This is a genomic window from Enterococcus malodoratus (assembly GCF_027659535.1).
Classification (GTDB): Bacteria; Bacillota; Bacilli; order Lactobacillales; family Enterococcaceae; genus Enterococcus_A; species Enterococcus_A malodoratus.
Map to the genome: position 1 here is coordinate 42,374 of NZ_JAQDPG010000006.1, position 21,794 is coordinate 64,167.

21 protein-coding genes are annotated in these 21,794 nt (G+C 42.5%); 2 read left to right on the forward strand and 19 right to left on the reverse strand.

The genetic code is table 11. The features are described from left to right. Positions 1-2 precede the first annotated feature (2 nt). Positions 3-971, forward strand: coding sequence for a 2-hydroxyacid dehydrogenase family protein (locus PGP85_RS10910; protein ID WP_270327452.1), 969 nt, complete (start codon positions 3-5; stop codon positions 969-971). A 2-nt stretch (positions 972-973) separates the two neighbouring features. On the opposite strand, the gene PGP85_RS10915 is transcribed toward PGP85_RS10910, so the two are convergent. The 19 genes from PGP85_RS10915 to PGP85_RS11005 all read right to left on the reverse strand — a co-directional run bounded on the left by PGP85_RS10915 (position 974) and on the right by PGP85_RS11005 (position 20,364). Further along, complete coding sequence (locus PGP85_RS10915; RefSeq protein ID WP_010741127.1) at positions 974-1,549, reverse strand: TetR/AcrR family transcriptional regulator C-terminal domain-containing protein; 576 nt, start codon at positions 1,547-1,549, stop codon at positions 974-976. Between the two features lie 11 nt (positions 1,550-1,560). Beyond that, complete coding sequence (gene ruvB, locus PGP85_RS10920; RefSeq protein WP_010741128.1) at positions 1,561-2,562, reverse strand: Holliday junction branch migration DNA helicase RuvB; 1,002 nt, start codon at positions 2,560-2,562, stop codon at positions 1,561-1,563. Between the two features lie 13 nt (positions 2,563-2,575). Beyond that, positions 2,576-3,169 (reverse strand): Holliday junction branch migration protein RuvA, encoded by a 594-nt coding sequence (gene ruvA / locus PGP85_RS10925; RefSeq protein ID WP_010741129.1) that lies wholly within the window; start codon positions 3,167-3,169, stop codon positions 2,576-2,578. 135 nt (positions 3,170-3,304) lie between these two features. Continuing rightward, positions 3,305-4,765 (reverse strand): helix-turn-helix domain-containing protein, encoded by a 1,461-nt coding sequence (locus tag PGP85_RS10930; protein ID WP_010741130.1) that lies wholly within the window; start codon positions 4,763-4,765, stop codon positions 3,305-3,307. Positions 4,766-4,816: 51 nt separating this feature from the next. Next, positions 4,817-5,515 carry an LrgB family protein gene (locus PGP85_RS10935; RefSeq protein ID WP_371198720.1) on the reverse strand — a complete coding sequence of 233 codons (699 nt, stop codon included), beginning with the start codon at positions 5,513-5,515 and terminating at the stop codon, positions 4,817-4,819. Continuing rightward, positions 5,496-5,924 (reverse strand): CidA/LrgA family protein, encoded by a 429-nt coding sequence (locus PGP85_RS10940; protein ID WP_010741132.1) that lies wholly within the window; start codon positions 5,922-5,924, stop codon positions 5,496-5,498. Before PGP85_RS10940 ends, PGP85_RS10935 begins: the two co-directional genes overlap by 20 nt. 432 nt (positions 5,925-6,356) lie before the next feature. Further along, the gene (gene msrB / locus PGP85_RS10945; RefSeq protein ID WP_270327717.1) at positions 6,357-6,785 is read right to left on the reverse strand and encodes a peptide-methionine (R)-S-oxide reductase MsrB; all 429 of its coding nucleotides are present in this window, start codon (positions 6,783-6,785) and stop codon (positions 6,357-6,359) included. Positions 6,786-6,954: 169 nt separating this feature from the next. Next, positions 6,955-7,362 (reverse strand): hypothetical protein, encoded by a 408-nt coding sequence (locus PGP85_RS10950; protein ID WP_010741134.1) that lies wholly within the window; start codon positions 7,360-7,362, stop codon positions 6,955-6,957. Between the two features lie 103 nt (positions 7,363-7,465). Beyond that, a complete protein-coding gene (locus PGP85_RS10955; RefSeq protein WP_270327455.1) occupies positions 7,466-8,797 on the reverse strand; it encodes a sensor histidine kinase in 1,332 nt (443 codons plus the stop codon). Positions 8,798-8,800: 3 nt separating this feature from the next. Then, positions 8,801-9,550, reverse strand: a complete 750-nt coding sequence (locus PGP85_RS10960; RefSeq protein ID WP_270327458.1) for a LytR/AlgR family response regulator transcription factor — start codon at positions 9,548-9,550, stop codon at positions 8,801-8,803. 294 nt (positions 9,551-9,844) lie between these two features. After that, on the reverse strand, positions 9,845-10,402 hold the full coding sequence (locus tag PGP85_RS10965) for a Maf family protein (protein WP_010741137.1): 558 nt from the start codon (positions 10,400-10,402) through the stop codon (positions 9,845-9,847). An 18-nt stretch (positions 10,403-10,420) separates the two neighbouring features. Further along, complete coding sequence (gene mutL / locus PGP85_RS10970; protein ID WP_270327460.1) at positions 10,421-12,427, reverse strand: DNA mismatch repair endonuclease MutL; 2,007 nt, start codon at positions 12,425-12,427, stop codon at positions 10,421-10,423. Positions 12,428-12,448: 21 nt separating this feature from the next. Further along, positions 12,449-15,004 (reverse strand): DNA mismatch repair protein MutS, encoded by a 2,556-nt coding sequence (mutS, locus tag PGP85_RS10975; protein WP_270327461.1) that lies wholly within the window; start codon positions 15,002-15,004, stop codon positions 12,449-12,451. Continuing rightward, positions 15,004-15,393 carry a YlbF family regulator gene (locus PGP85_RS10980; protein ID WP_270327462.1) on the reverse strand — a complete coding sequence of 130 codons (390 nt, stop codon included), beginning with the start codon at positions 15,391-15,393 and terminating at the stop codon, positions 15,004-15,006. The genes mutS and PGP85_RS10980 overlap by 1 nt, the downstream gene beginning before the upstream one ends. A gap of 15 nt (positions 15,394-15,408) precedes the next feature. After that, positions 15,409-16,203 carry a TIGR00282 family metallophosphoesterase gene (locus PGP85_RS10985; protein WP_010741141.1) on the reverse strand — a complete coding sequence of 265 codons (795 nt, stop codon included), beginning with the start codon at positions 16,201-16,203 and terminating at the stop codon, positions 15,409-15,411. Positions 16,204-16,343: 140 nt separating this feature from the next. Continuing rightward, entirely contained in the window at positions 16,344-17,420 is a 1,077-nt protein-coding gene (locus PGP85_RS10990; RefSeq protein WP_270327463.1) for a zinc ribbon domain-containing protein, read from the reverse strand. After that, the gene (locus tag PGP85_RS10995) at positions 17,413-18,531 is read right to left on the reverse strand and encodes a DUF4352 domain-containing protein (protein WP_270327465.1); all 1,119 of its coding nucleotides are present in this window, start codon (positions 18,529-18,531) and stop codon (positions 17,413-17,415) included. The genes PGP85_RS10990 and PGP85_RS10995 overlap by 8 nt, the downstream gene beginning before the upstream one ends. 399 nt (positions 18,532-18,930) lie before the next feature. Continuing rightward, positions 18,931-19,710, reverse strand: a complete 780-nt coding sequence (locus PGP85_RS11000) for an HAD family hydrolase (protein ID WP_270327467.1) — start codon at positions 19,708-19,710, stop codon at positions 18,931-18,933. A gap of 15 nt (positions 19,711-19,725) precedes the next feature. Next, a complete protein-coding gene (locus PGP85_RS11005; RefSeq protein WP_270327468.1) occupies positions 19,726-20,364 on the reverse strand; it encodes a DNA alkylation repair protein in 639 nt (212 codons plus the stop codon). 374 nt (positions 20,365-20,738) lie between these two features. On the opposite strand from PGP85_RS11005, the gene rpsD reads away from it, so the two are divergent. Continuing rightward, positions 20,739-21,350: a 30S ribosomal protein S4 gene (rpsD, locus tag PGP85_RS11010; RefSeq protein ID WP_010741146.1), complete on the forward strand. Its 612-nt coding sequence runs from the start codon at positions 20,739-20,741 to the stop codon at positions 21,348-21,350. The last annotated feature ends 444 nt before the right edge of the window (positions 21,351-21,794 follow it).

Here is a 21,794-nt window from a genome sequence, read left to right on the forward strand (position 1 = left end):
AAATGAGTAGAATTTATCTTTCCGCCAAACTGCCTGAGCTTGGCACAAAATTATTAAAAGAAGCAGCGCTTGAATATAAGGTCTATGAAGGCGACGGGTTGATTTCGAAAGAAGAATTGATCGAAAACGTCGCTGATTGTGAAGTTTTAATTTGTCCGCTTTCAACCCAAGTCGATCGTGATGTCATCGATGCCGCACCAAAATTGAAACTGATCGCGAACTTCGGAGCAGGCTTCAACAATATCGATAGCGCTTATGCAAAAGAGCGGAAAATCTATGTAACAAATACACCCATAGTCTCTACCAATGCGACAGCGGAATTGACCGCTGGTTTGATCATCGCCTTATCTCGCCGCATCGTTGAAGGGGATCATTTGATGCACGGCAAAGGCTTTGACGGATGGGCTCCATTATTTTTCTTAGGTCATGAACTGAAAGATAAAACTTTGGGAATTATCGGCATGGGAAAGATCGGTCAAGCCTTGGCGCAAATGATGAACGCCTTTGGCATGAAGATCATTTACAACCAGCGTCACCCATTAACTTCTGAACTAGAAGAAAAATTACAGGCAACCTATTATTCACAGGCTGAAGTGATCCAACAAGCAGATATCTTAACGTTGCACGCGCCGTTAACCGAGGACACCCATCATTTATTGACCAGCGATGCGTTTAAACAAATGAAAGACAGTGCCCTTTTGATCAATGCCGCACGCGGACCTCTAATCAATGAGAGTGATCTGCTTCAAGCCTTAAAAAACCAGCAGCTTACCGGTGCCGCTTTGGACGTCTATGAGTTCGAACCCAAGGTTACTGAAGGGTTGAAAGAGCTGCCGAACGTCATCTTGACTCCGCATATCGGTAATGCCAGTGTAGAAGCACGCGACCAAATGGCCGCAATCGTTGTGAAAAATGCGATTGCCTTAATCAATCAACAACCAATCAAATATATCGTAAATGGACTGGACTGAGCTTAACGCTCGTTCCAGTCTTTTTCATATAAGCGATAAGCAAAAAACTCGATGTCCTTAGCAAAACGAAATAATTGTGCCGCAATTGTAATTGGCGGTTGATCCGCTCCGGCTAGTAACCAGTCGATCAAAATTCCGCCGCAGCCATGGGCCAAGAAGCGGGCATAAAATTCCTTGTCAGTTTGCGAGAGCTCACCTTCTTGATCAACCTCATCAAATAGGCGTACAAATAGGCGTTTCGCCAGTTCATTAAACTCTTTCGTTAATACTTTGGGGATCGCCGTCACCGTATTCAAATAGAATTGATGACAGATCTGCATTTCCTTTAACATCTTCAGAACAGATTCTTCCCAATTCGTCAACGCCAGCTCGTCTGAAACCAAATATTGCAGGCCCCGGCGATAATAGGCGTAGTGGAGCAGATCATTTTTGTCCTTAAAGTGATAATAAAATGTCTGGCGGTTCAAGCAGGCCTTTTGACTGATATCTTGAACAGTGATTTTGTCATAATTTTTTTCTTGGCACAACGCGACTAACGCTTTGACAATTGTTTCTTTGGTCGCTTTTCCTTCCGCCATTTTTTCACCTTCTATGCTTGATAAGGGTAGTTGAAGTGTTCATAAGCCAACGGTGTCGCCATGCGCCCCCGTGGTGTCCGTTTAATAAAACCTTTTTGGATCAAGTAGGGTTCGTACATATCTTCTACGGTTTCACGTTCCTCACCGATGTTGACTGCTAATGTACTTAAGCCGATCGGTCCGCCGTGATACAGTTCGATCATTGTCTTCAATAATTTTTGGTCAATATAATCCAATCCCGCTGCGTCTACTTGCAGCAGTCCTAAAGCCTGATCTGCGACTTTCCGATCAATCACGCCATCTGACTGAACTTGAGCGAAATCACGAATTCGTTTCAACAAGCGATTGGCGATCCGCGGTGTGCCTCGCGAGCGGCGTGCGATCTCGACAGCGCCCTCCTCCACGATCTCCGTTTGGAAAATATCTGCTGAGCGTAAAACGATCTCTCGTAAATCCGTCTCTTCATAATATTCCATATGCGAAATAATCCCGAAGCGATCCCGTAATGGTGCCGACAGCATCCCAGCTCGCGTCGTGGCTCCAATCAACGTGAACGGCGGCAGCGGAAAATGAACCGGATGTGCCGTTGGTCCTTGTCCCACCATGATATCCACGTAATAATCTTCCATCGCTGAATACAGGGTCTCTTCCGCCACGCGCGGCAAACGATGAATCTCATCAATAAATAGAACATCGCCTGGCTCTAACTCATTCAAAATCGCGACTAGATCGCCAGGACGTTCGATGGCCGGTCCGCTGGTAGAACGAATTTGAACATCCATTTCATTCGCGATCACCATCGCCATCGTTGTTTTCCCTAAACCGGGCGGTCCATAAAGCAGGACATGGTCCAAAGCTTCCTGCCGATTTTTCGCTGCTTCGATATAGATCGTCAATTCCTGTTTGACTTTGTCTTGTCCGATATATTGTGCAAGATAGCGAGGACGTAATGTTTTTTCTAAACTTTTATCACTCTCATCTACATCGGGTGAAAGTAAACGTTCTTCATCCATTTAATCCGTCCTCCTACTTCTTCATCATTAGTTTCAAGGCAGCACGTAAGTAATCGTCGGTATTTTGCAGAGTTTCTTTCTCCAGCACTTTTTCGACTTTTTTGATTTCTTTCGGACTGTAGCCCAATGCCTGCAAGGCTTCCATCGCTTCGGCCAGAGCTGTATCATCATTGCCTTCATAGAACAAGGACATTGGATCTTCCACTAATTCGGTCAGCTTGCCTTTTAGGTCTAAGACCATTTGCTGCGCGGTTTTTTTGCCGACGCCCGGGAATTTCGTCAAATAAGTTACATCGCCGGCTTCGATCGCTTGGATCAAGCCTTGATGGTCCTCATTTGCCATAATTGCCAATCCGCTTTTTGGTCCGATACCAGAGACAGAAAGCAGACGTAAAAATAGTTCTTTTTCCGCCAGAGTCTCAAAACCGTATAATAAATGAGCATCTTCGCGAATGATCTGCTGTACATAGATCGTCACGGACTGCTCCATTTTGCTGCTGTAACGATAGGGATTCCCTAACGCGATTTGATAGCCGATACCATTCACATCCAGCACCACATAGCTAGGGCTGATAAAGGTCAAACGACCTGTAATATATTCGTACATGATTGATCCTTTCTTGATATGTAATATGTCCGCATTTTTAGTTTGCTTTCCAAGCAACGGCACAATAAAAAACGCGAAAAGCCGTGCTAGCAAACTGCACATATGTTCTCATTATTCTAGCACAAAAAGCGGCGGTTAAAAACTCTTACCGCCGAATCCTTGCAATAACTGTAATAAGGCAAAATAATCGGACATCTGCAACTCCTGCGTGATCGCTAGCGTTGGCACATCTTCATCATCATCAAGCAGACTAGTCGTCAGACAGAGATCGCTATTTTCTAAAATTTCTGTAAAGACAACTTGAAAATCATTTGCTAAAAATTGCCGCAAGTCTTCTTTTAAAATCGTTTCTTCAAACTCCGGCAGATCCGTTTGTAAAAAAATTCGCAGCACAGGCTGCACCGTCAGTTCCGGCAAGCGGCGCAGTACAGACAGGTAGCGGCCAAATAAAATTGATTCGCTTCCTCCCTGATCTGCTAAGATCTCAGTAACAAAAGCAACGAGTTTGGGCTGCTGCTGTGTAATCGTCGTCCAAAAAGCTTTGCCGTTGATGTTAAAGCGGATCATTGGAAATAAACGATGATACAGATGCCCGCTGATCAAATAATTTTCAGCCTGCAGGGCTTGAAATTTTTTCCAAGTTGCACGATTATTGATTTTCTTTTCTAAAAGCTGATTCATCGCCTCAACTTCAGCCATCACCGAGAGCGGTTCCTTCGCTAATAAACAATGGATTTTCTCTGTAATAGCGGGAACGTGATAGTATTCTTCCCGCGTTAATAAATTCAAAAATAGATTTCCTAAAGAGACGCGTTTATGAAAATAAGCTGGCATGGCTGGTTTCAATTGGCGATAGAAATCATTAAAGAGCGGATCGTTAGCCAGCATTTTCTGACTTTCTAATTCTTCATCTAAAGAATAGTGTTGGACCTCACGTAATAAATGAGCCGCCACCAGATATTCTAAGCGCTGCTCTTTGATCGGATTTAAATCCACTTGAAAGAAGCGCTGAATGATTCGACTGATCGTGCCGACTAGCTCGTGTTGCAATGGAGCAAACGGCCAGTCCTTTCCTCGGAATAACCGCCAATAATAGACGGACAAATACATTCGTACGACAGGCTCGGGGGCTTGAAAAAGGACCTCCCCGCGTTCAATCGTTAGCTGCAGCGGCCGCAATTCTTTATGCAGTTCCTTCAATTTTCGGCGGATCGTGGACTCGCTGCGAAACAACAAATCGCTCAATTCCTTAATCGTCCGTGCTTTGCCGGCAATCAATAGACTTAGTAACCGATAGGCCAAGGAATGGCGAATCAAATCAACCAAAAACTGATTCTGTTCCATTGTTTGGTTAGCGATCAGCAAGCGGTAGCTATTGCCTGTTTTTTCAAATAATGGCAAATCCGCTTCAGTAAAGCGACGATAATTCTTACTCAATTCCTCCAGCAAGCGCTGAACACTGCGCGTATCTAACGCCACTGCTTCAGCTAGATCGCCTTTTTTGTGCGCCTGTCCATCGTCCATCAGTTCCAGTAAACGCACACCAAAATAAATATCTTTTTCGTAATTTTGCAATTCCACCGCTTTGATATACATAAAAAAACCCCTTCACGCTTTATTTTAGCAAAAGAGCGCAAGGAGTAGTTACTAAAGACCTTCGAACAAACGAAACAAAATCGGCAACAAGGCCACGGTTGCTATCCCGTTGATACAAATACACAAGCCCGCCAAAATTCCTTCCAGCTCACCAAGTTCAATCGCGCGGCCAGTACCGATCGCATGAGAAGTACTGCCTAAAGCGATACCCTTCGCAACGGGACTCTTAATGTTAAAAATTTGGAAGACCTTCGTTCCTACCAAAGCACCGAAAATCCCAGTAGAAACCACGATTGCCAATGTCACGGGTGAAATCCCGCCCATCTGACTAGACAGATCAACAGAAATCGCAGTCGTCACAGATTTTGGCAAAAGAGAAACTACGATTCCGCGGTTCAATGAAAACAGCCGGCCGATCCCAACGCTCAATAAACAATTGAGCACCACTCCGACCAATGTTCCTAAAACTACAGGCAAAAAATATTTTTTGAGCTTATCAAAATTTTGATACAGCGGCAAAGCCAGCGCCACCGTTGCAGGCGTGATCATCATCGTAAATAGATTACCGCCGATATTGTAATCCTTATAGCTGATTCCGCTGAATTTTAACAAGACGATGATAATGACCACACTTGCGATCAATGGATTGATAAAAGGAATATTGACCTTACTCAAAAGTTTTTCCATTAGGATATAGATCAGCAATGTAAGTGCTAATCCAAAAAGCGGGTTATTCGCCAGCGCTGATATCATCCGCGTCACCTCGTATCTTCTCAACTTTTTCAACTAAACGTGCTTTTTCTTCGCGACTCTTCATGCCGATTTTTTCAACTAACTCCGCTGTTTTTCCGACAGCAACAAGTGAAACTAGAGAACACACAACAACAGTGCCCAATAAAATTGGCCAAGTATATTTAATGGCGCCATAGTATTGCATCAAACCGACACCAGCCGGTACAAATAAAATCGTCAAATGATTCAATAAAAAGTTTGCTGTGTCTTCGATCGCCGACGGTTTTAAAATTTTGGTTTGGAAAGAAATAAATAAGAGCAAAATACCGATAATACTTCCCGGAACCGGCAAATGGAAAAACATCCGCAACCCTTCCCCAATGATGGAATATAGTAATAACAAACTTAATTCTTTAAACATTTTCATAGATATCGCCTTTTCTAAAAATAGGATGTTTCTAGTATAGCGAAAAAAAGAACCGTCTCGCTCCAAGTTTTGTCAGAATTTCATACATTTTCTGAAAGCTGACTTATTTTAATGAAATGCAGAGAGTAAAGATAGAGCCGTTTCGTGTGAGGGGCATTGTGTATGTGATTCTGCTGAACTGCTTGGTTCTTATATGGATAAAGACTAGAATTTGCGCTCAAGCTTGGTAAACACTAATAAAAAACTCGCAGCTATTTCGGTTTAAGGAATGAACTTTTTCAAAGAACGAAAAAGTTTCTTATCCTCATCACGCATACGATTCTGCTAAACTGCTTGGTTCTTATATGGATAAAAACCATGATTTGCGCTCAAGCTTGGTAACCTGCGAAAAGCAGAACTCGCAAAAAAGATGCGCCGGCGAAGCGGCACATCTTACTTTACGAGCTCTTTATATTCGCCGTAACCGGCTTCTTCCATTTCTTCGTATGGAACAAAGCGTAATGCTGCGGAGTTGATGCAATAGCGTAAGCCGCCTTGGTCTTGCGGGCCGTCGTTAAATACGTGTCCGAGATGGGAATTGGCTTCTTTACTCCGAACCTCTACTCGGTGCATCCCGTGAGAGAAATCAGCTTTTTCAGCGACCCCGCGTTTTTCAATCGGACGACTAAAAGCAGGCCAGCCGCAGCCGGCATCATATTTAGCGCTAGAAGAAAATAACGGTTCGCCGCTGACGACATCCACATAGATGCCTTTTTGATAAAAATCATCATATTTGCCAGAAAACGGACGCTCGGTCGCATTTTCTTGAGTCACCGCGTATTCCATTGATGAAAGTTTCTGTTTCAATTCTTCTTGATCCATCATTTTTCCCCACTTTCAAGATTTCTTTGAACAGCTTAAGCATACGCCCGATGGGGAAAAGAAACGAAGATTTTGCTCACAGGATGCTTAGCTCTTTTTCACGGCTTGCACTCAAATATGGGATTGTACGTACTCAAAAATTTCGTTAATTCTGATATTGGATGACCTGTTATGCCCAAGTTATGAAAACCTTTAAGTCTTTGGCTTGTTCAAACTCTAAGCGCAATCTTATGCGCCCTGCCTCAAATGCGTTCATATCTATTTTATTGTTAAATTCCTTTGAAATTTCAATCTTTTTTTCTATATCACCTTGTATTAGTATCAGAAAAATCTCTCCTCCGATGTTGGAACTGTTTACACGAAAATTAGCAAGATCAGTTGAAGTAAATTTCTTATCAACTCTACAGTATCCATTGATTTTACTCGCGTGTGTTGACCACATATCATTCTTCACATAGGACATTCCATTCGAAATTGCACCACTTTTAATTACTGCCCCTTCTCGAGTAAAAGTGATTGCCAACACTATAATTGCAATTACAAGTATGATGAGTAACCCGACGATAATAAATTTCATTTTAAATCCTCCCGCTTTAGAAATCGAAATAGCACAAACTACAGTGCTAACTATTAAATAGTAAACGACTGCGCTCCCCCTGTGCGCGTTCTTGCGCGAAAGTTCAATTTTCGTTTGAAAGTACGGTTTTATACCCGCGTAACATGATCGTTGACTTGAACCAGTGATCTCCATACGAATATTTGAGAACACCATCATACTTTTCAACAACGTTTGCAATACTGTGCATACCGATAGAATGACTATTTTTATCCTTCTTGTGTGTTACAAAGTAACCCTTTTCTAAAATGGGAGCTATCGCATAGCCATTTTCTATTACTAATATCAAAAGATTCCCTTTACGTCTTATAACCAGTTTAACTTGTCGCAAAGTCGCCGTTTCTGCTTGCATGGCAGCTTCAAGAGCGTTATCCAATAAGTTTCCCAACAATGAACATAAATCCAGTTTGCTTATAAGCAGATCATCATGAAACACTCCGTCAGTTTGAAAATTCACCTTCGTTTGGTTGGCCTCCCATTTTTTCTGATTAATAATAGCATTTGCGTTTTCATTTTCGACATTGATCAGCAGAGAAGAAGACAACTGTTCCTCATATTCCGAAATATCCTGAAGTGCGTCTCCTTTTCCTTTCTCTTCGGCAAGTAAGCGCCACTGGATAAGACTATGCTTTAAGTCATGACTTAATACTTTAATCCGTTCATCCGCTGCTTGTTTTCTCGACATATACCGTTCAATCATCTCGTTTTGAATAAGCAATGTGTTTGTCTCGATAATCTTAGAGTAATATCGACAAATAAAATAGAAAATAAAGTAGGTCAGCAGCCAAATAACTAAAAGTCCGATCGAGAATATCGTTAGATAAACACGAATCATTCTGGAATTCTCCATTCTATTGAAATATTGAATGACTGATAATCCCAAAAAAATGCCAGAAAAACCGACAATCAAGCCTGTCCAATGTTGACGAGATATGTAGCGTCTACCTTCTGTTTTCAAGTGAGCAATAGCTAATGCCAACACGCCGTATATAATAAACATCAACGCACAAGGCAATAGCGTTCTCCATGATATTTCCGATGCACTCTGCACCAATCCTTCTGGAAACAATATATTATTAGTTAACAGTATTGAAATCATAATTATTGCTAAATTTACAATTCCAAAGAAGAGACGTTCCTTAAAGCTACCACTCATAAAAAATACTGGGTACAAAATGACTACACCCAAAAACAAAAGACTTAGCCAAAGCGCGATATTCATTGCCACCAACTGCAATGCAGTCTCGAAAATGGCAATGAATAAAACAGCAAGAGCTAGCCGCACTCCTCTCCATTTCTGACTTAATCCGAGTACTCTAGAGTAAAAAAGCGTTTGCAAACAAGTGATTAGGAATAAAAATAGAAATTCGATAGCTCCACTAAATAATATATTCATAGATCAAATACGCTCCTCTAGAAACTTTAAATACTTTTCCATTGACGCATTCCTCGCCTCGCGCTTGATACCCAAGGGAACCGTCAAACCTCCGGTAAGTATGAATGAACCAGCTTCAATGGCCTCTACGTGGTTAAAATTCAAAAGATAGCTACGCATAATGGGAACGAACACTGATGGATCAAGTAGTTCGGCATATTCTGATAAAGGCTTGACTAACAATTCGTATTCCGAATATGTCGTTTTCAAGGTGACCCGTCTCGTTTTTTCTGTCTGAAGGAAAACAATATCTGTTTTCTTCATTGTTACATTTTCAAGAACCCCTGAAGTTCTGCATTTTAAAGTGATCTCTTCTTGATTATCAGTCCAATTATCTAATTTACTTATGATACTTGCTACCGCCTCGCTGATTTCATCCTCAAGATTATTCTTAAAAACATAACGAAACGCCCCATAAAGATAGCCCTCCCGCGATTGATTCTCAATATATGTCGTGAATACTAAGATAAATGGCGGGCTCACTTCACGCAGTCTTTGAGCGACTATAAAACCGTGCACTCCCGGCATTTCAACATCTAAAAATATGATATCGAAGATTTGATTTTCCTTTTCCACTTTTTTAATTAGGCTTTTTCCCTCAGAGAATTTTGAAATCATCGGCCGCTGTCCCACGTCTGCAAATGATCTAGTTAGCAGACGTTCAAAACTATCTAAGAAGCTTAAATCGTCATCGCATATGGCAATTCTAATCAATAGTCCCTCTCCTGTCGTTTAATTCGTATCGATTTAGTTCCTTTGTTTCACCATGATTATGATAATTTCTATATTATACTTTGAGATTTCGCATAATACAATTTGACATTTTCATACTCGTTTCCGCTTCAATAATAATCGGAACAGGAACATTAACATCATTTCAACGCTATAAGGTTCTAAACTTTACAATAGAATAAAAGAAAAGTGATCAAAAGATGGATTTCCAACTTTTGATCACTTAAAATGTAGACTCTTTTTATGACTATGAAATGACTAGCTAATGTTCGGCATTTAATAGTCAAAATCTTTCAGCATCTGATTCACTGCACCTACCGGAAATCCGACGATGCTGTAGTAGTCGCCTTCGATTTTTTCAACGAAGACACCTGCACCGTTTTGAATACCGTAAGCCCCGGCTTTGTCTTTGTAATCATCGCTGTCGAGGTAGCGATTAATTTCGGCGTCGGTCAGCGGATAAAACGTGACTTTGGCAGAGGTTAACTTTTCAGCAACCTGCTCTTCTTGGCAGATCACGACAGACGTATAAACCAAATGACTGCCGCCGCTCATGCTCTTCAGCATGCCGAATGCTTCTTCACGGCTTTTGGGTTTGCCTAGGATTTGTTCTTCTAGTACCACTACGGTGTCGCTAGCGATCACCAAGTCTTCAGGATATTCATCTGCAATGGCGGCCGCTTTTTGCCGCGCCATTTCCATCACATAATCTGTCGGCATGTATTGATCTTTGACTTCTTCGTCAATGTCAGCCGGCTGAACAACAAAATCAGTAATCAGCCAGCGCAGTAATTCTTGGCGTCGAGGGGATTGTGAAGCTAAAATAACTGTCATAACTCTGCTCCTATCTCACTAATGTGGATCTTGGATTCGTTTGAACATGTGCTCCATGTCGCTGTTGCTGAAATGAATCAGCACAGGTCGGCCGTGGGGACAATTAAATGGATTTTCGCACTTGGCGAGATCCGCTAATAGGACCCTTGCCTGCGCTTCATTCAAATGATGGTTGGCTTTGATCGACCGTTTGCAGCTCATCATGATTGCTGTCGCTTCACGGAACTTTTTGACACTGACAGAACCGGTGATCAGCAGCATATCGATCATCTCCCGAATGATACTTTCCTCTTGTCCAGCCGGATACCACGTTGGGTGTGCCCGCACAATGAAACTATTCGGTCCGAATTCTTCTAAATAGATCCCAACTTCATGCAATAATTCCATCTGTTCTTTCAACTTGATGGCATCGTTGCTGGGGTAGTCCAACACGAAAGGCACCAATAATTCTTGCAAATCGTCAGAAACGTCCCCGATTTTTTCCCGGAAGTATTCATACTTGATCCGTTCTTGCGCCGCGTGCTGGTCGACGATGTATAACCCGTCTTTACTTTGAGCAAACAAATATGTCCCATGCATTTGACCAAAATACTCCAACATTGGAAACCGTTCTTTCGGCTGCTCCTGCTCCAGTTTCGTGATAGCTTTCTCGATCACCTTTTCACCGGATGCCGTACTTAGATCGAACTCAGGATGATCGGAACTAGCAGGTTCTTCAAAGACCTCGTCTTCAACCGTTTCAACTGCGGGAGGTTCTTCTGGCAGCTGTTCGGGTGTTTCTTCTACGACCGAAACCTGCTCCTGCTCGGTTTCCAGCGGGACAGACATTGTTTTGACGGTTTCTTCCTTCAAAGGCACCTGCGTTTCGATGGTCTCCGATTCTTTCAGCTCAACGTAAAAAATGCCGGTCTTCGGATCATAATTCAAATCGCTTTTTTTCTTTGGCTGTTCTTCTAGCGGCAAATCCAATTGCTCGGTTTGAATTTTTTCGACCTTTCGTTTAAAGCTTGGATTTTCACCCACATCCGGAATCAAGTTGATTTGACGCAGGCTTTCCGCGATTCCTCGACTGATCAGCTCCATCAATTCCTTTTCTTTCGATAAACGAACTTCCTGCTTGGTTGGATGCACGTTCACATCCACCAATAAGGGGTCCATCGTGATCTCAAGCACCGCGATCGGATAACGGCCAACCATTAGTTTTGATTGGTAGCCCTGAACGATTGCCTTGTTTAAGGCGTAATTTTTGATATAGCGGCCGTTGATGATCACGGACACATAATTACGACTCGCCCGCGTTACCTCTGGCAGCGAGACATAGCCATTTAGCGTAAAGTCCAAATCTTTGGCTTCGACCTTCAGCATTTTTTTCGCTGTCGCAACTCCATAGATGCCGGCAAGCGTCTGTTTCATATCACCGCTGCCGCTGGTGCTCAGCATCTTATGTCCGTCATGAACGAGACGAAAGGCGATCTGCGGATGACTCAAGGCCATTCGGTTCACGATATCCCCGATATTCGACAATTCGGTTTGAAGTGTTTTGACGTATTTCAGACGGGCAGGCGTATTGAAGAACAAGTTCTCCACCGTGATTTTCGTCCCTGTCCGCAAAGAAGTAGGACGCTGTTCTTCGATCTTGCCGCCTTTTAAAAAGAGGTAAGATCCTTGCGACTCATCAGCGGTGGCCGTTTCCAAAGTCATTTCAGAAACAGAGGCGATCGACGGCAATGCTTCGCCGCGGAAACCTAGCGTCCGAATTCGGAACAAGTCATCTCGGTTATGGATCTTACTAGTCGCATGACGTTTAAACGCGTTTTCCACGTCGTCTTGACCGATCCCCTCGCCATTATCTACGATCTGAATTTTTTTCAATCCAGCCTCTTCAATTAAAATATCGATTTGAGTAGCTTTTGCATCGATCGCATTCTCGACTAATTCTTTGACTACCGATGCTGGGCGCTCAACAACTTCGCCGGCCGCGATCTGATTGGCTAAGCGTTCGGATAATTCTTGGATTTTCCCCATCGTATCCGTCCTTTCTTAAAGTTAAATCCGTTTTTGTAATTCGTATAGGAAGTTTAATGCTTCCATAGGATTCATTTCAAGTAAATCAGCTTTCTTGATGCTGTCCACGACACCGAGTTCGGCCGTTGAAACTTCACTGAATAAAGAAAGCTGTTCATTTTCTTCAACAACCTCAACATTTTTTTGAGCAGGCGTATCCGCTTCTAAGGCAGATAAAATAGTTGCCGCCCGTGATAATAGATCGGTTGGCATCCCTGCGATTTTGGCCACGTGGATTCCGTAGCTTTTATCGGCGGGACCATCCATCAATTTGTGCAGGAAGACGACTTCGCCGTTTTGTTCCACTGCACCAACGTGAACATTTTTTAATTGCGGCAGACTTTCTTCTAATACCGTCAACTCATGGTAGTGGGTCGAGAACAGTGTTTTAGCTTTAACATTTTTATGGATATATTCAATGATCGCTTGCGCTAAAGCCATCCCATCATAAGTGGCCGTTCCGCGACCCAGCTCGTCAAATAGAATCAAGCTGTTAGGTGTCGCGTGACGCAGCGCTTGATTGGCTTCCATCATTTCCACCATGAATGTGGATTGACCAGCAATCAAGTCGTCGCTGGCACCGATTCGCGTAAAGATTTGATCGAAAATCGGCAGCTCCGCACTTTCCGCAGGGACAAAACAGCCCATTTGCGCCATGATCAACGTCAAAGCAAGTTGACGCATATACGTACTTTTACCGGACATATTCGGTCCTGTAATCAACAGCAGCATTTCATTAGGACTCATATGCACGCTGTTAGGAATATATTCTTGATGACCAAGAACTTTTTCGACCACCGGGTGACGTCCTTCAGTAATCTGCAAATTGTGGGTGCCGACTTCCATCAATGGCTGCACATATTGATAGCGTTCGCTGACTGTCGCGAAGCTTTGCAGCACATCCGTAGCACTCAAACTTTTCGCTAGTTTTTGCAGGCGGGTAATCGCCTTTTTGACTTCATTTCGAACTTCTAAGAAAAGTGTATATTCTAACGCGACTGATTTTTCCTCTGCCTCTAAAATCAATGTTTCCAATTTTTTCAATTCTGGCGTAATGAAGCGTTCTGCGTTGGCTAAAGTTTGCTTGCGTTCATATTTGCCTTCTTCCAAATTAGCCAAGTTGGACTTCGTAATCTCGATGTAGTAGCCGAATACGCGATTGTAACCCACTTTTAAGGTTCTGATCCCGGTGGCTTCCCGTTCTCGTGCTTCCAATTCCGCCAACCAGGTCTTGCCGTTTCTCATTGCTTCGCGGTATTGATCTAATTGCTCATTGTAGCCGTCTTTGATGACATTTCCTTCGGTGATTTGCAGCGGCGCTTCATCATTGATCGCTTTTTCGATCAAAGTGACTAAATCATCCATCGGCTCCATGTCCACCAACAGATCGTTCCACTCCCCTTGATTGATGCCGGTCAATAATTGCCTAATTTGCGGTACTTGCATCAAAGAAGTTTTCAGTTGGATCAGATCCCGGCCATTGACATTGCCGAAAGCGACCCGTCCCGCCAAGCGTTCCAAGTCATAGACCTTAGTCAAGGTTTCGTTCAGATCCATCCGCTCAAAATAAGCGTTCAGCAATGAAGACACCATCGCTTGGCGGGCACTGATCTGACGTTTTTGGATCAGCGGACGATCGATCCATTGTTTTAATAGACGTCCGCCCATTGCTGTTTTTGTTTCGTCTAAAAGCCATAAAAGTGTTCCTTGTTTTTTCCCAGTTCGGATCGAACGAGTCAATTCCAAGTTGGTTTTAGAGAAATAATCTAATTTCAAGAAATGCTCCGGCTGATACTCTTCCGCTTTTTGAATATGGCCTAAGCTGCGCTTTTGCGTAACGGATAGATACGTCAATAGCTTGCCGGTCGCTTCTTTTTCCAGTTCATCCGTGATATCCGCCGTTAAGAAACTGAACTCCGCATTGTCTTCGATTGTTTCTTGTTGAGAAAAGACCAATCCAAGACGTTCCGCCAGATTTTTCTGCAAACCAGCTGGAATCTCACTGCCTAAGACGATTTCTTTTGTTTGCAGGGCCGTAGCTTCATTCATGACAGCTTCTTCATCGTGCAGCAGAGCCGTTTTCAACTCACCTGTCGATAGATCGACATAGGCAAAGCCGAATTGATCCTTCACTTGAGTGACTGCGGTCAGAAAGTTGTTGGCTTTGGCTTCAATCCCTTTGCCTTCCATCACCGTTCCTGGGGTGATCAATTGAACGACTTCACGCTTGACCATTCCTTTGGCTTGTTTCGGATCTTCCATTTGTTCGCAGATCGCGACTTTATAGCCTTGCTCAACTAAAGTATCGATATAGCCTTGCGCTGAATGATGCGGTACGCCGCACATCGGGATTGGGTCATCGGCATTGCGGTTGCGGCTCGTCAATGTCAGTTCTAATAGCTGTGATACCTTGATCGCATCTTCGTTGAAGAGTTCATAAAAGTCTCCCAAACGATAAAATAGAAAGGCATCTTTATATTGTTCTTTGATCGCCAAGTATTGTTCCATCATTGGCGTATTTTTCGTTTTTTGAGGCATTACTGCGGCTCCTCCTCTTTCGTTAAATCATCATATTCTAAAGCGGTATTGACCTCTTTTTGAATCATAGCCGTCAAATGCTGCAGCAGATCATTGGCTTCATAGAGCTGTTCGCGGTAGTCGATCACTAACGGGTGCTGATTGAATTCCTTGGTTAGACGATCGGCTTCTTTTAGCGCCGTGCGCTCCGCTTCAGGTTTGCCGTAGTGGGCAAACTGAACTGCATCCTTTTGGGCAGCCTTGATCCCTTCTTCTAGTTGCTGCAGTGTGTCATTTTCCGCCACGCGTTTTTGCAGCTTTTGATAACGCGTGATCACTTCATTTTCACCTAATAATGCTGTTAAATGAGATAAAGCCGCGTCAACGGCGGCTTCTTTTTCCAGATTCATTTTATACCTCTGCTTCTATTCTCTAAATGGACGATCATCATTAATCATAATCGTTTCGATTTTTTGTCCGTGACCATTTTTATCGATGTCGATCACACAAGCCGATAACATCATGCGCCCTTCTTCGATCACTTCAAAGCGATGCGGCAAGGCCGTCATAAATTTCTCAATGATCGGTTCTTTCTTCATTCCTAAAATACCGTCATAAGGTCCCGTCATTCCAACATCTGTCAGATAAGCAGTTCCTTTTGGCAAAATGCGTGCGTCATTGGTTTGAACATGGGTATGCGTCCCGACAACTGCTGAGACACGACCATCCGCAAACCAGCCCATCGCTTGTTTTTCGCTGGTGGTTTCGCCATGAAAATCGACAAAAATATACGGTGTGCGTTTCTGTGCTTCCGCGATCAGTTGATCACCAATTCGGAAAGGATCGTCTAAGTCTGCCATGAATGACCGTCCTTGCAGATTAATGATCGCCAGTTCCAAGTCATTCACTTTCACATACAAATGCCCTCTGCCGGGAGCACCCTCTGGAAAATTCGCTGGTCGAATCATTTTCTTGGCCTCAGGAATAAACTCAAAAATCGCTTTGTTGTCCCACGTATGATTCCCCATAGTAACAACATCAACACCATCTTGTAAAAATTTCTTATAGATTTTTTCCGTAATTCCACGACCTGCTGCCGCGTTTTCCCCGTTGACGATCGTCAACTGTGGATGGTATTTCTTCTTTAGCCGCGGTAAATAATCACTCAACATTTGCCGACCTAACGAACCCACAACATCCCCAATGAATAGTAAGCGCACTTTTTTTCCCCTTCTCTAATTAAGCATCTTGCCTTATTATAGTTGTTTTTGCTTGAAAATAAAAGATTCCATTAAGCTTACTGACCGCAATTTAAGAATAAAAAAACTGCCGGCAGCAATGCACCCGCAGTTTCTTTATTTTAGACGACATCTTCGGCGCCGTTTTTATCCCAATGTGCCTTTTTGACACTTTCGCCGCGATAGCTTTGAACGTGTTCCCATTTTTCCGGGTCTTGCTGATAAGTGCTGAAATCAAGCTCATCGACGAGCCATTTTTTCTGCTCCTCATCATAAAGAAAAGAGGCGATGGCATTTTGTTTATCAGAAGTCAGTGCATCATCGATCCCCGCTTCTTCCACTAGTTTGATTGAACGCTTGAGATCAACATATAAATCTAATTGGACTTTGGTCTGTCCATTATTTACCGAAATCGAATCACAATTGATCGTGATTCGTTGGAATTCCTGATCAAAGCTTTCCATGTAAGGCTTCAGTTTGTCAAAACTGGCTTGCAGAGTCGTCTTGTATTCCTTTGAGGATACTAAACGTGAAACATTTAACCCGTCGCGAATCCCTTCATTCATTGAATCAAAGTAATTGACCGCAGAGGCCAGCAGGTGTTTTTGAAATTTCAGATTGCCTTCGTACAAACTGCTTTCCTTCACCGTCAATCGTTGATCGGTTGCATTGAGATCAACCTTTTCCTTGACATTCTTTGAACCAAACTTAGGATGCGCCGTTTCATAAGCCACCTGATATTCGCCCGGCAGGAACGGTCCAAAGGTATATTTGTTCCATTCTTCTACATATTGACCAGACAGATTTTGGGCTTCGATCGTTGCCTGAAGCTCTGTCTCCTTGGGCAATTCAATCACTAGGTAGCGCGCGCTAGGATAGATTTGAGCCGGCTTAAAAAAGGACGAGCCCTTTTCCAGCGAAAAATTGTCTTCTGTTTGCAGCAGCTTGACTACTTGATCCTTTTTCAGCCGCTTCATTTGTTTCTGAAAGGTTTTTCTGGCGGAATTCGAAATCTTTTTCTTGTTCGAATAGCTCGGCATATAGCGCTTGACCGCCGCCTGATCGCCTTCCAGCAAAGCCGTGGCGAGACGTTCCACCGTTGCTTCCTCGCTATTTTTATAACTGGAATAACTGATGAAGCCAAAAACAACCGCTGCTAACAACACTACGGTTGCCAGCATTCCAGTCTTTTTAGTCATTGAGCCCGCCTCTAAAGGTCTCTTTCATCGATTTGAAATAGTAGTTGCGGCTTTCATTCGCCGAATTGATCTCCCATTTGCCGTCCTTTTTCTCCAGCTTCACTTGGTAGCCTTCGCCATTCATATTCTCATCTGTGTTGACGGGCGTCTCATTGATTTTCGCCGGCAGTTCTTGCAGCAAGTATTTTTCCGCATCGCGGCGGACGCTCGTATAATCCGTATATTTTCCTTTGTTTTCTTCAACAAATTTTTCCGTGATGGCCTTTGTATCCACATCATCCAGCAGCACCATCTCTGGACGCACATAAATCACCGCTGATTCTGGGAAGAACTCCTTGAAGGTATAGGTGACTTTGCCTTTTTCAGCATTCGTATTTTGAATCTGGGTAATGACCTTTTCTAGCTCCGCTGTTGACGGTTCGTAATTTGAGAAGGAATCCTTTAACGCATTGATGGCCTCTTCCTTGAAGGTCTTGCTTTCCTGATCAACGTCATTAGCCAATTCCAGCTTGCCTGCGGCTTTCTTATCCTCATCCTTCACTTCGTCAGAACCATAAAAAACCTTCGTCACATATTGACTCATCAAGGCTTGGACTGCCTTCGTTTCATCAGTGTATTTCTTCGTGTTCAGTTTTAACTCAACACCTTCGTCCTTCTCATCATCTGAATAGTACGTCGGCTTGTAATGCAGCTCATATTCGGCACCCTTCTTAACCTCAAAAACTAAAGGCTCCGTAAAACTCTTATCTTCGGATAAACTTTCACTGCTCATTACTTTAAAATTATCATTGGAATCATACACATGCTCGGAAGAGACCTTTTTTCCATCTTCATCGTACAAGGCAAAATCATTTGAAGAGACATCCAATTTGTCTTTTGATTTATTTTTGACTTTGATCTCTAACGCCAAGAAGCCTGTCTCGTCATCCACCTTTCCCCCATCAGGAATGATGAAGCTGCCTCCTTCAACACTCAAATCAACCTTGGATGTTTGTGCCGTATTCTCTTTTTTTTCTGCCTTCTTCGTTTCATTTCCGCCTGAACATCCAGTCACTGTGAATAACAAACTACTCAGTAAAACCAACCCACTAAGCACCCTAAACTTATTCATGGTTTTTCCTCCTCTATATCCTATTTTTCTATTAATAAAAAAACACTTATTATCTACATGATATACGCAAAAGAATCTCTTCGTCAACACGGTGACAGAAATTAACATCAAAATGGCGGTATTTAAAAAAACAAATATAATTAATAAATGAAAATGTTAAAAAAAGATTTTATAATATTTATATCTATTTAATTTGTCACTTTCTCCATCCATATCCGATAAATAAATAAGCGGATCATCTGCTTTTGCTTAATTGTTCTCCTATCGATGGAGGTTCTCTCGACCTTTCTTCAAAATTCATTTTTTCCTTGTGGAAAATGAATTCAATTTCGCTGAAATATCCGGCCGAAGACAAAAAAAAGAACCGGGAACACTTCCCGATTCTTCCGAACAGCTTTATTAATAAACCAATTCTAATTTTCGTAATGCTTTGTAGATGCCGTCGCGATCATTTGTATCGGTCACGAGATTGGCCGCTTCTTTAACATGCGAAGCCGCATTCCCCATCGCAACACCTGTTCCGGCTAAGTTAAGCATTTCTATGTCGTTATTGCCGTCACCGAAAGTAACGATATTTTCTGGCTTGATCCCAACCTTTTTCGCCAACGCCAAAATCGTTTGCGCTTTTGACCCAGGATTAGGAATAATATCGACACTGTTTTCATGCCAACGAACTAAACGAAATTCTGGAAAGGCTGCTTGAAATTCTTCATCCATCGACTGATCATAAAAAGCACAGCCTTGGTAAACTTCGTGTTGAGAGAAATAATCCGCTTCATACTCAGGCGCTTTTTGACCGAAAGAAGTCATCGCGTCATTTACTTTTGGCGAGTCAAAGTCGGTTACACGGGCAATGGAATCTAAACCGAAAAGCATGATATCGATGTTCCGTTCACTGGCAAAGTCGATCATTCGACTCAACGCTTCACGATCAAGCGTATGCTTGTAAACTTGCTCATGATCTAAAAATCCTGCTGATCCATTACAAATGATGTAATTCGTACAACCTAGTTGGTGAATCACATCGCCGGCCAAAAGGCGGGAGCGTCCCGTCGCAATAGTCACTAAATGCCCGACTTCACGTAAAGCCTTCAATGCCTTAACAGTACTGTCCAAAGGTTCTCTTTGACTGCTCAACAAGGTACCGTCAATGTCTAGTGCGATTAATTTTCTTTCCAAAATTTATCTCTCCATTTATATGTATTTGCTGCCCTCACGTAGGGCTAACTTACTTAATGAATGCTGCTGCATAAATTCCTTTACCCACTCAGGATTCACCTTGCTATAATCTCGCAATGCCCAGCCGATCGCCTTCTGGATAAAAAATTCATCCGTCGTCAAATCCGCCAAGATCGCTTGCGCTAATAATTCTGGATCAGTTTGTTCCTTAAACATCAACTGCAAGTTGATCGCGACACGCCGATACCAAAAGTTCTCGTGCTGATAGAAAAAATGGTAGACCTGTTTGATCTCCGCCGGGTGCGCCAAGACCCACGTAGAAAAAACTTTGCGCCATGCATCGATACTGTCCCACCAGCTTTTTTCCGCCAACAAGGGCAATAACGCGGCTAGATCCTCCAACGAAAAACGCTGAATGTTCCTTTGCGCCAAATCGATCGCATAATACTGGTATTCCCGTTCCGCTTTATTGTAGTTGCGAAAAATCTCCTGCAATAACGCCGGCATGGACAAATCCAGACTTTCCTTTAAAAAAGGCCGCTCCAACAGAGCACGTTGAGGCTTTTTGACTCCGCAAAAGGGAAAATGGTCTTTCATGTAGTGAGCCATTGGTTCTGCAAGCTCCGTTTGGTACGGAAAAATCAAAGATTCCACCGATTCACCCCTTTTACACTTATTATTGTAGAGAAGTTTCAGAGAATTTGCAAAAAGTTCTTACGTAATTCCCATTCAATATTTTCGCTGTCTTTGAAAAAAAGTAATCGTTTTTTGTCAGCACCCAACAATTAACACATTTTTTTCAAAAATGCAACACCTGAACTTGACTCGGCTTGTGCTTTTCAGTTATACTGACATTTGTGTAAAATAATGCAGCAGAAGAATAATAGCCCGTCCCCAGTTCGTTGCCTATATTGGTTCAATTGTGTAACCGCGGCTGCGAAGGTGAAGATTGAAGAACGAACTACACGGATATGAATTTTTCAACGGATTATTTTACTCCAAATATAATTTATTGGAGGAATTTTTAAATGTCTCGTTATACAGGACCATCATGGAAACAATCTCGTCGTCTTGGTATCTCATTATCAGGAACAGGTAAAGAATTAGCACGCCGTCCATACGCTCCAGGTCAACATGGACCAAACAGCCGTGGAAAGAAATCTGAATATGGCTTGCAAATGTCAGAAAAACAAAAATTACGTTTCATCTACGGATTAAACGAACGTCAATTCCGTAACATGTTCGTACGCGCTAGCAAAATTAAAGAAGGTAAACACGGTGTTAACTTCATGATCTTACTAGAACGTCGTTTAGATAACGTAGTTTACCGTCTAGGTTTAGCTTCAACTCGTCGTCAAGCTCGTCAATTAGTAAACCATGGTCACGTAACTGTCGATGGCAAACGTGTTGATATCGCTTCTTACGAAGTAGAAGTTGGCCAAGTAATTGGTATCCGCGAAAAATCTAAAAACATGGTTACTGTTAAAGAAGCAGTTGAATCAGCTGTAGGCCGTCCTGCTTTCGTAAGCTTCGACGCTGAAAAATTAGAAGGTTCATTATCTCGTTTACCAGAACGTGATGAAATCAACCCAGAAATTGACGAATCACTAGTCGTTGAATTCTACAACAAATTAATGTAAGACTTCTTACAGACACTCAAGTCCTTGGCAGCAGGGATTTGGGTGTTTTTTTGTTGAATGAAATGTACTTATAGAAACTCTTATCTTCCTTCAAATCCCTTATTACACTCTTTTGCAAAAATGCTTAACTCTATTGGCCAGCTTACATCAAGAACAACTTAATGAAGAAAATCAGCAATATAATTAAAAAGCAAAATAGAAAAAAAGGAGTGGATTTCTCCACCCCATAAAAGTCTTCCACCGATGTCAGATAAACTATGATTCAATCTAGCCAAGACATCCTCTGCCTATGAAATAGTTTATATTTCACTGTTTTTATTCCTAGAGTATCCCTGCCATTCTTAAGACAAAATAAATTGTGATGAGAACTAAATAAACTGTGATGATTTTACTTTCACCATTGAGAAGTTTTTTTCTGAATATCAGAATTAGAAGGCTGGCTAA

Bases quoted from the DNA above. Each gene is read 5' to 3' on its own strand.
- PGP85_RS10910 (WP_270327452.1), top strand. From the start codon at position 3: ATGAGTAGAATTTATCTTTCCGCCAAACTGCCTGAGCTTGGCACAAAA.
- PGP85_RS10915 (WP_010741127.1), bottom strand. From the start codon at position 1,549: ATGGCGGAAGGAAAAGCGACCAAAGAAACAATTGTCAAAGCGTTAGTC.
- ruvB (WP_010741128.1), bottom strand. From the start codon at position 2,562: ATGGATGAAGAACGTTTACTTTCACCCGATGTAGATGAGAGTGATAAA.
- ruvA (WP_010741129.1), bottom strand. From the start codon at position 3,169: ATGTACGAATATATTACAGGTCGTTTGACCTTTATCAGCCCTAGCTAT.
- PGP85_RS10930 (WP_010741130.1), bottom strand. From the start codon at position 4,765: ATGTATATCAAAGCGGTGGAATTGCAAAATTACGAAAAAGATATTTAT.
- PGP85_RS10940 (WP_010741132.1), bottom strand. From the start codon at position 5,924: ATGAAAATGTTTAAAGAATTAAGTTTGTTATTACTATATTCCATCATT.
- msrB (WP_270327717.1), bottom strand. From the start codon at position 6,785: ATGGATCAAGAAGAATTGAAACAGAAACTTTCATCAATGGAATACGCG.
- PGP85_RS10950 (WP_010741134.1), bottom strand. From the start codon at position 7,362: ATGAAATTTATTATCGTCGGGTTACTCATCATACTTGTAATTGCAATT.
- PGP85_RS10955 (WP_270327455.1), bottom strand. From the start codon at position 8,797: ATGAATATATTATTTAGTGGAGCTATCGAATTTCTATTTTTATTCCTA.
- PGP85_RS10965 (WP_010741137.1), bottom strand. From the start codon at position 10,402: ATGACAGTTATTTTAGCTTCACAATCCCCTCGACGCCAAGAATTACTG.
- mutL (WP_270327460.1), bottom strand. From the start codon at position 12,427: ATGGGGAAAATCCAAGAATTATCCGAACGCTTAGCCAATCAGATCGCG.
- mutS (WP_270327461.1), bottom strand. From the start codon at position 15,004: ATGCCTCAAAAAACGAAAAATACGCCAATGATGGAACAATACTTGGCG.
- PGP85_RS10980 (WP_270327462.1), bottom strand. From the start codon at position 15,393: ATGAATCTGGAAAAAGAAGCCGCCGTTGACGCGGCTTTATCTCATTTA.
- PGP85_RS10990 (WP_270327463.1), bottom strand. From the start codon at position 17,420: ATGACTAAAAAGACTGGAATGCTGGCAACCGTAGTGTTGTTAGCAGCG.
- PGP85_RS10995 (WP_270327465.1), bottom strand. From the start codon at position 18,531: ATGAATAAGTTTAGGGTGCTTAGTGGGTTGGTTTTACTGAGTAGTTTG.
- rpsD (WP_010741146.1), top strand. From the start codon at position 20,739: ATGTCTCGTTATACAGGACCATCATGGAAACAATCTCGTCGTCTTGGT.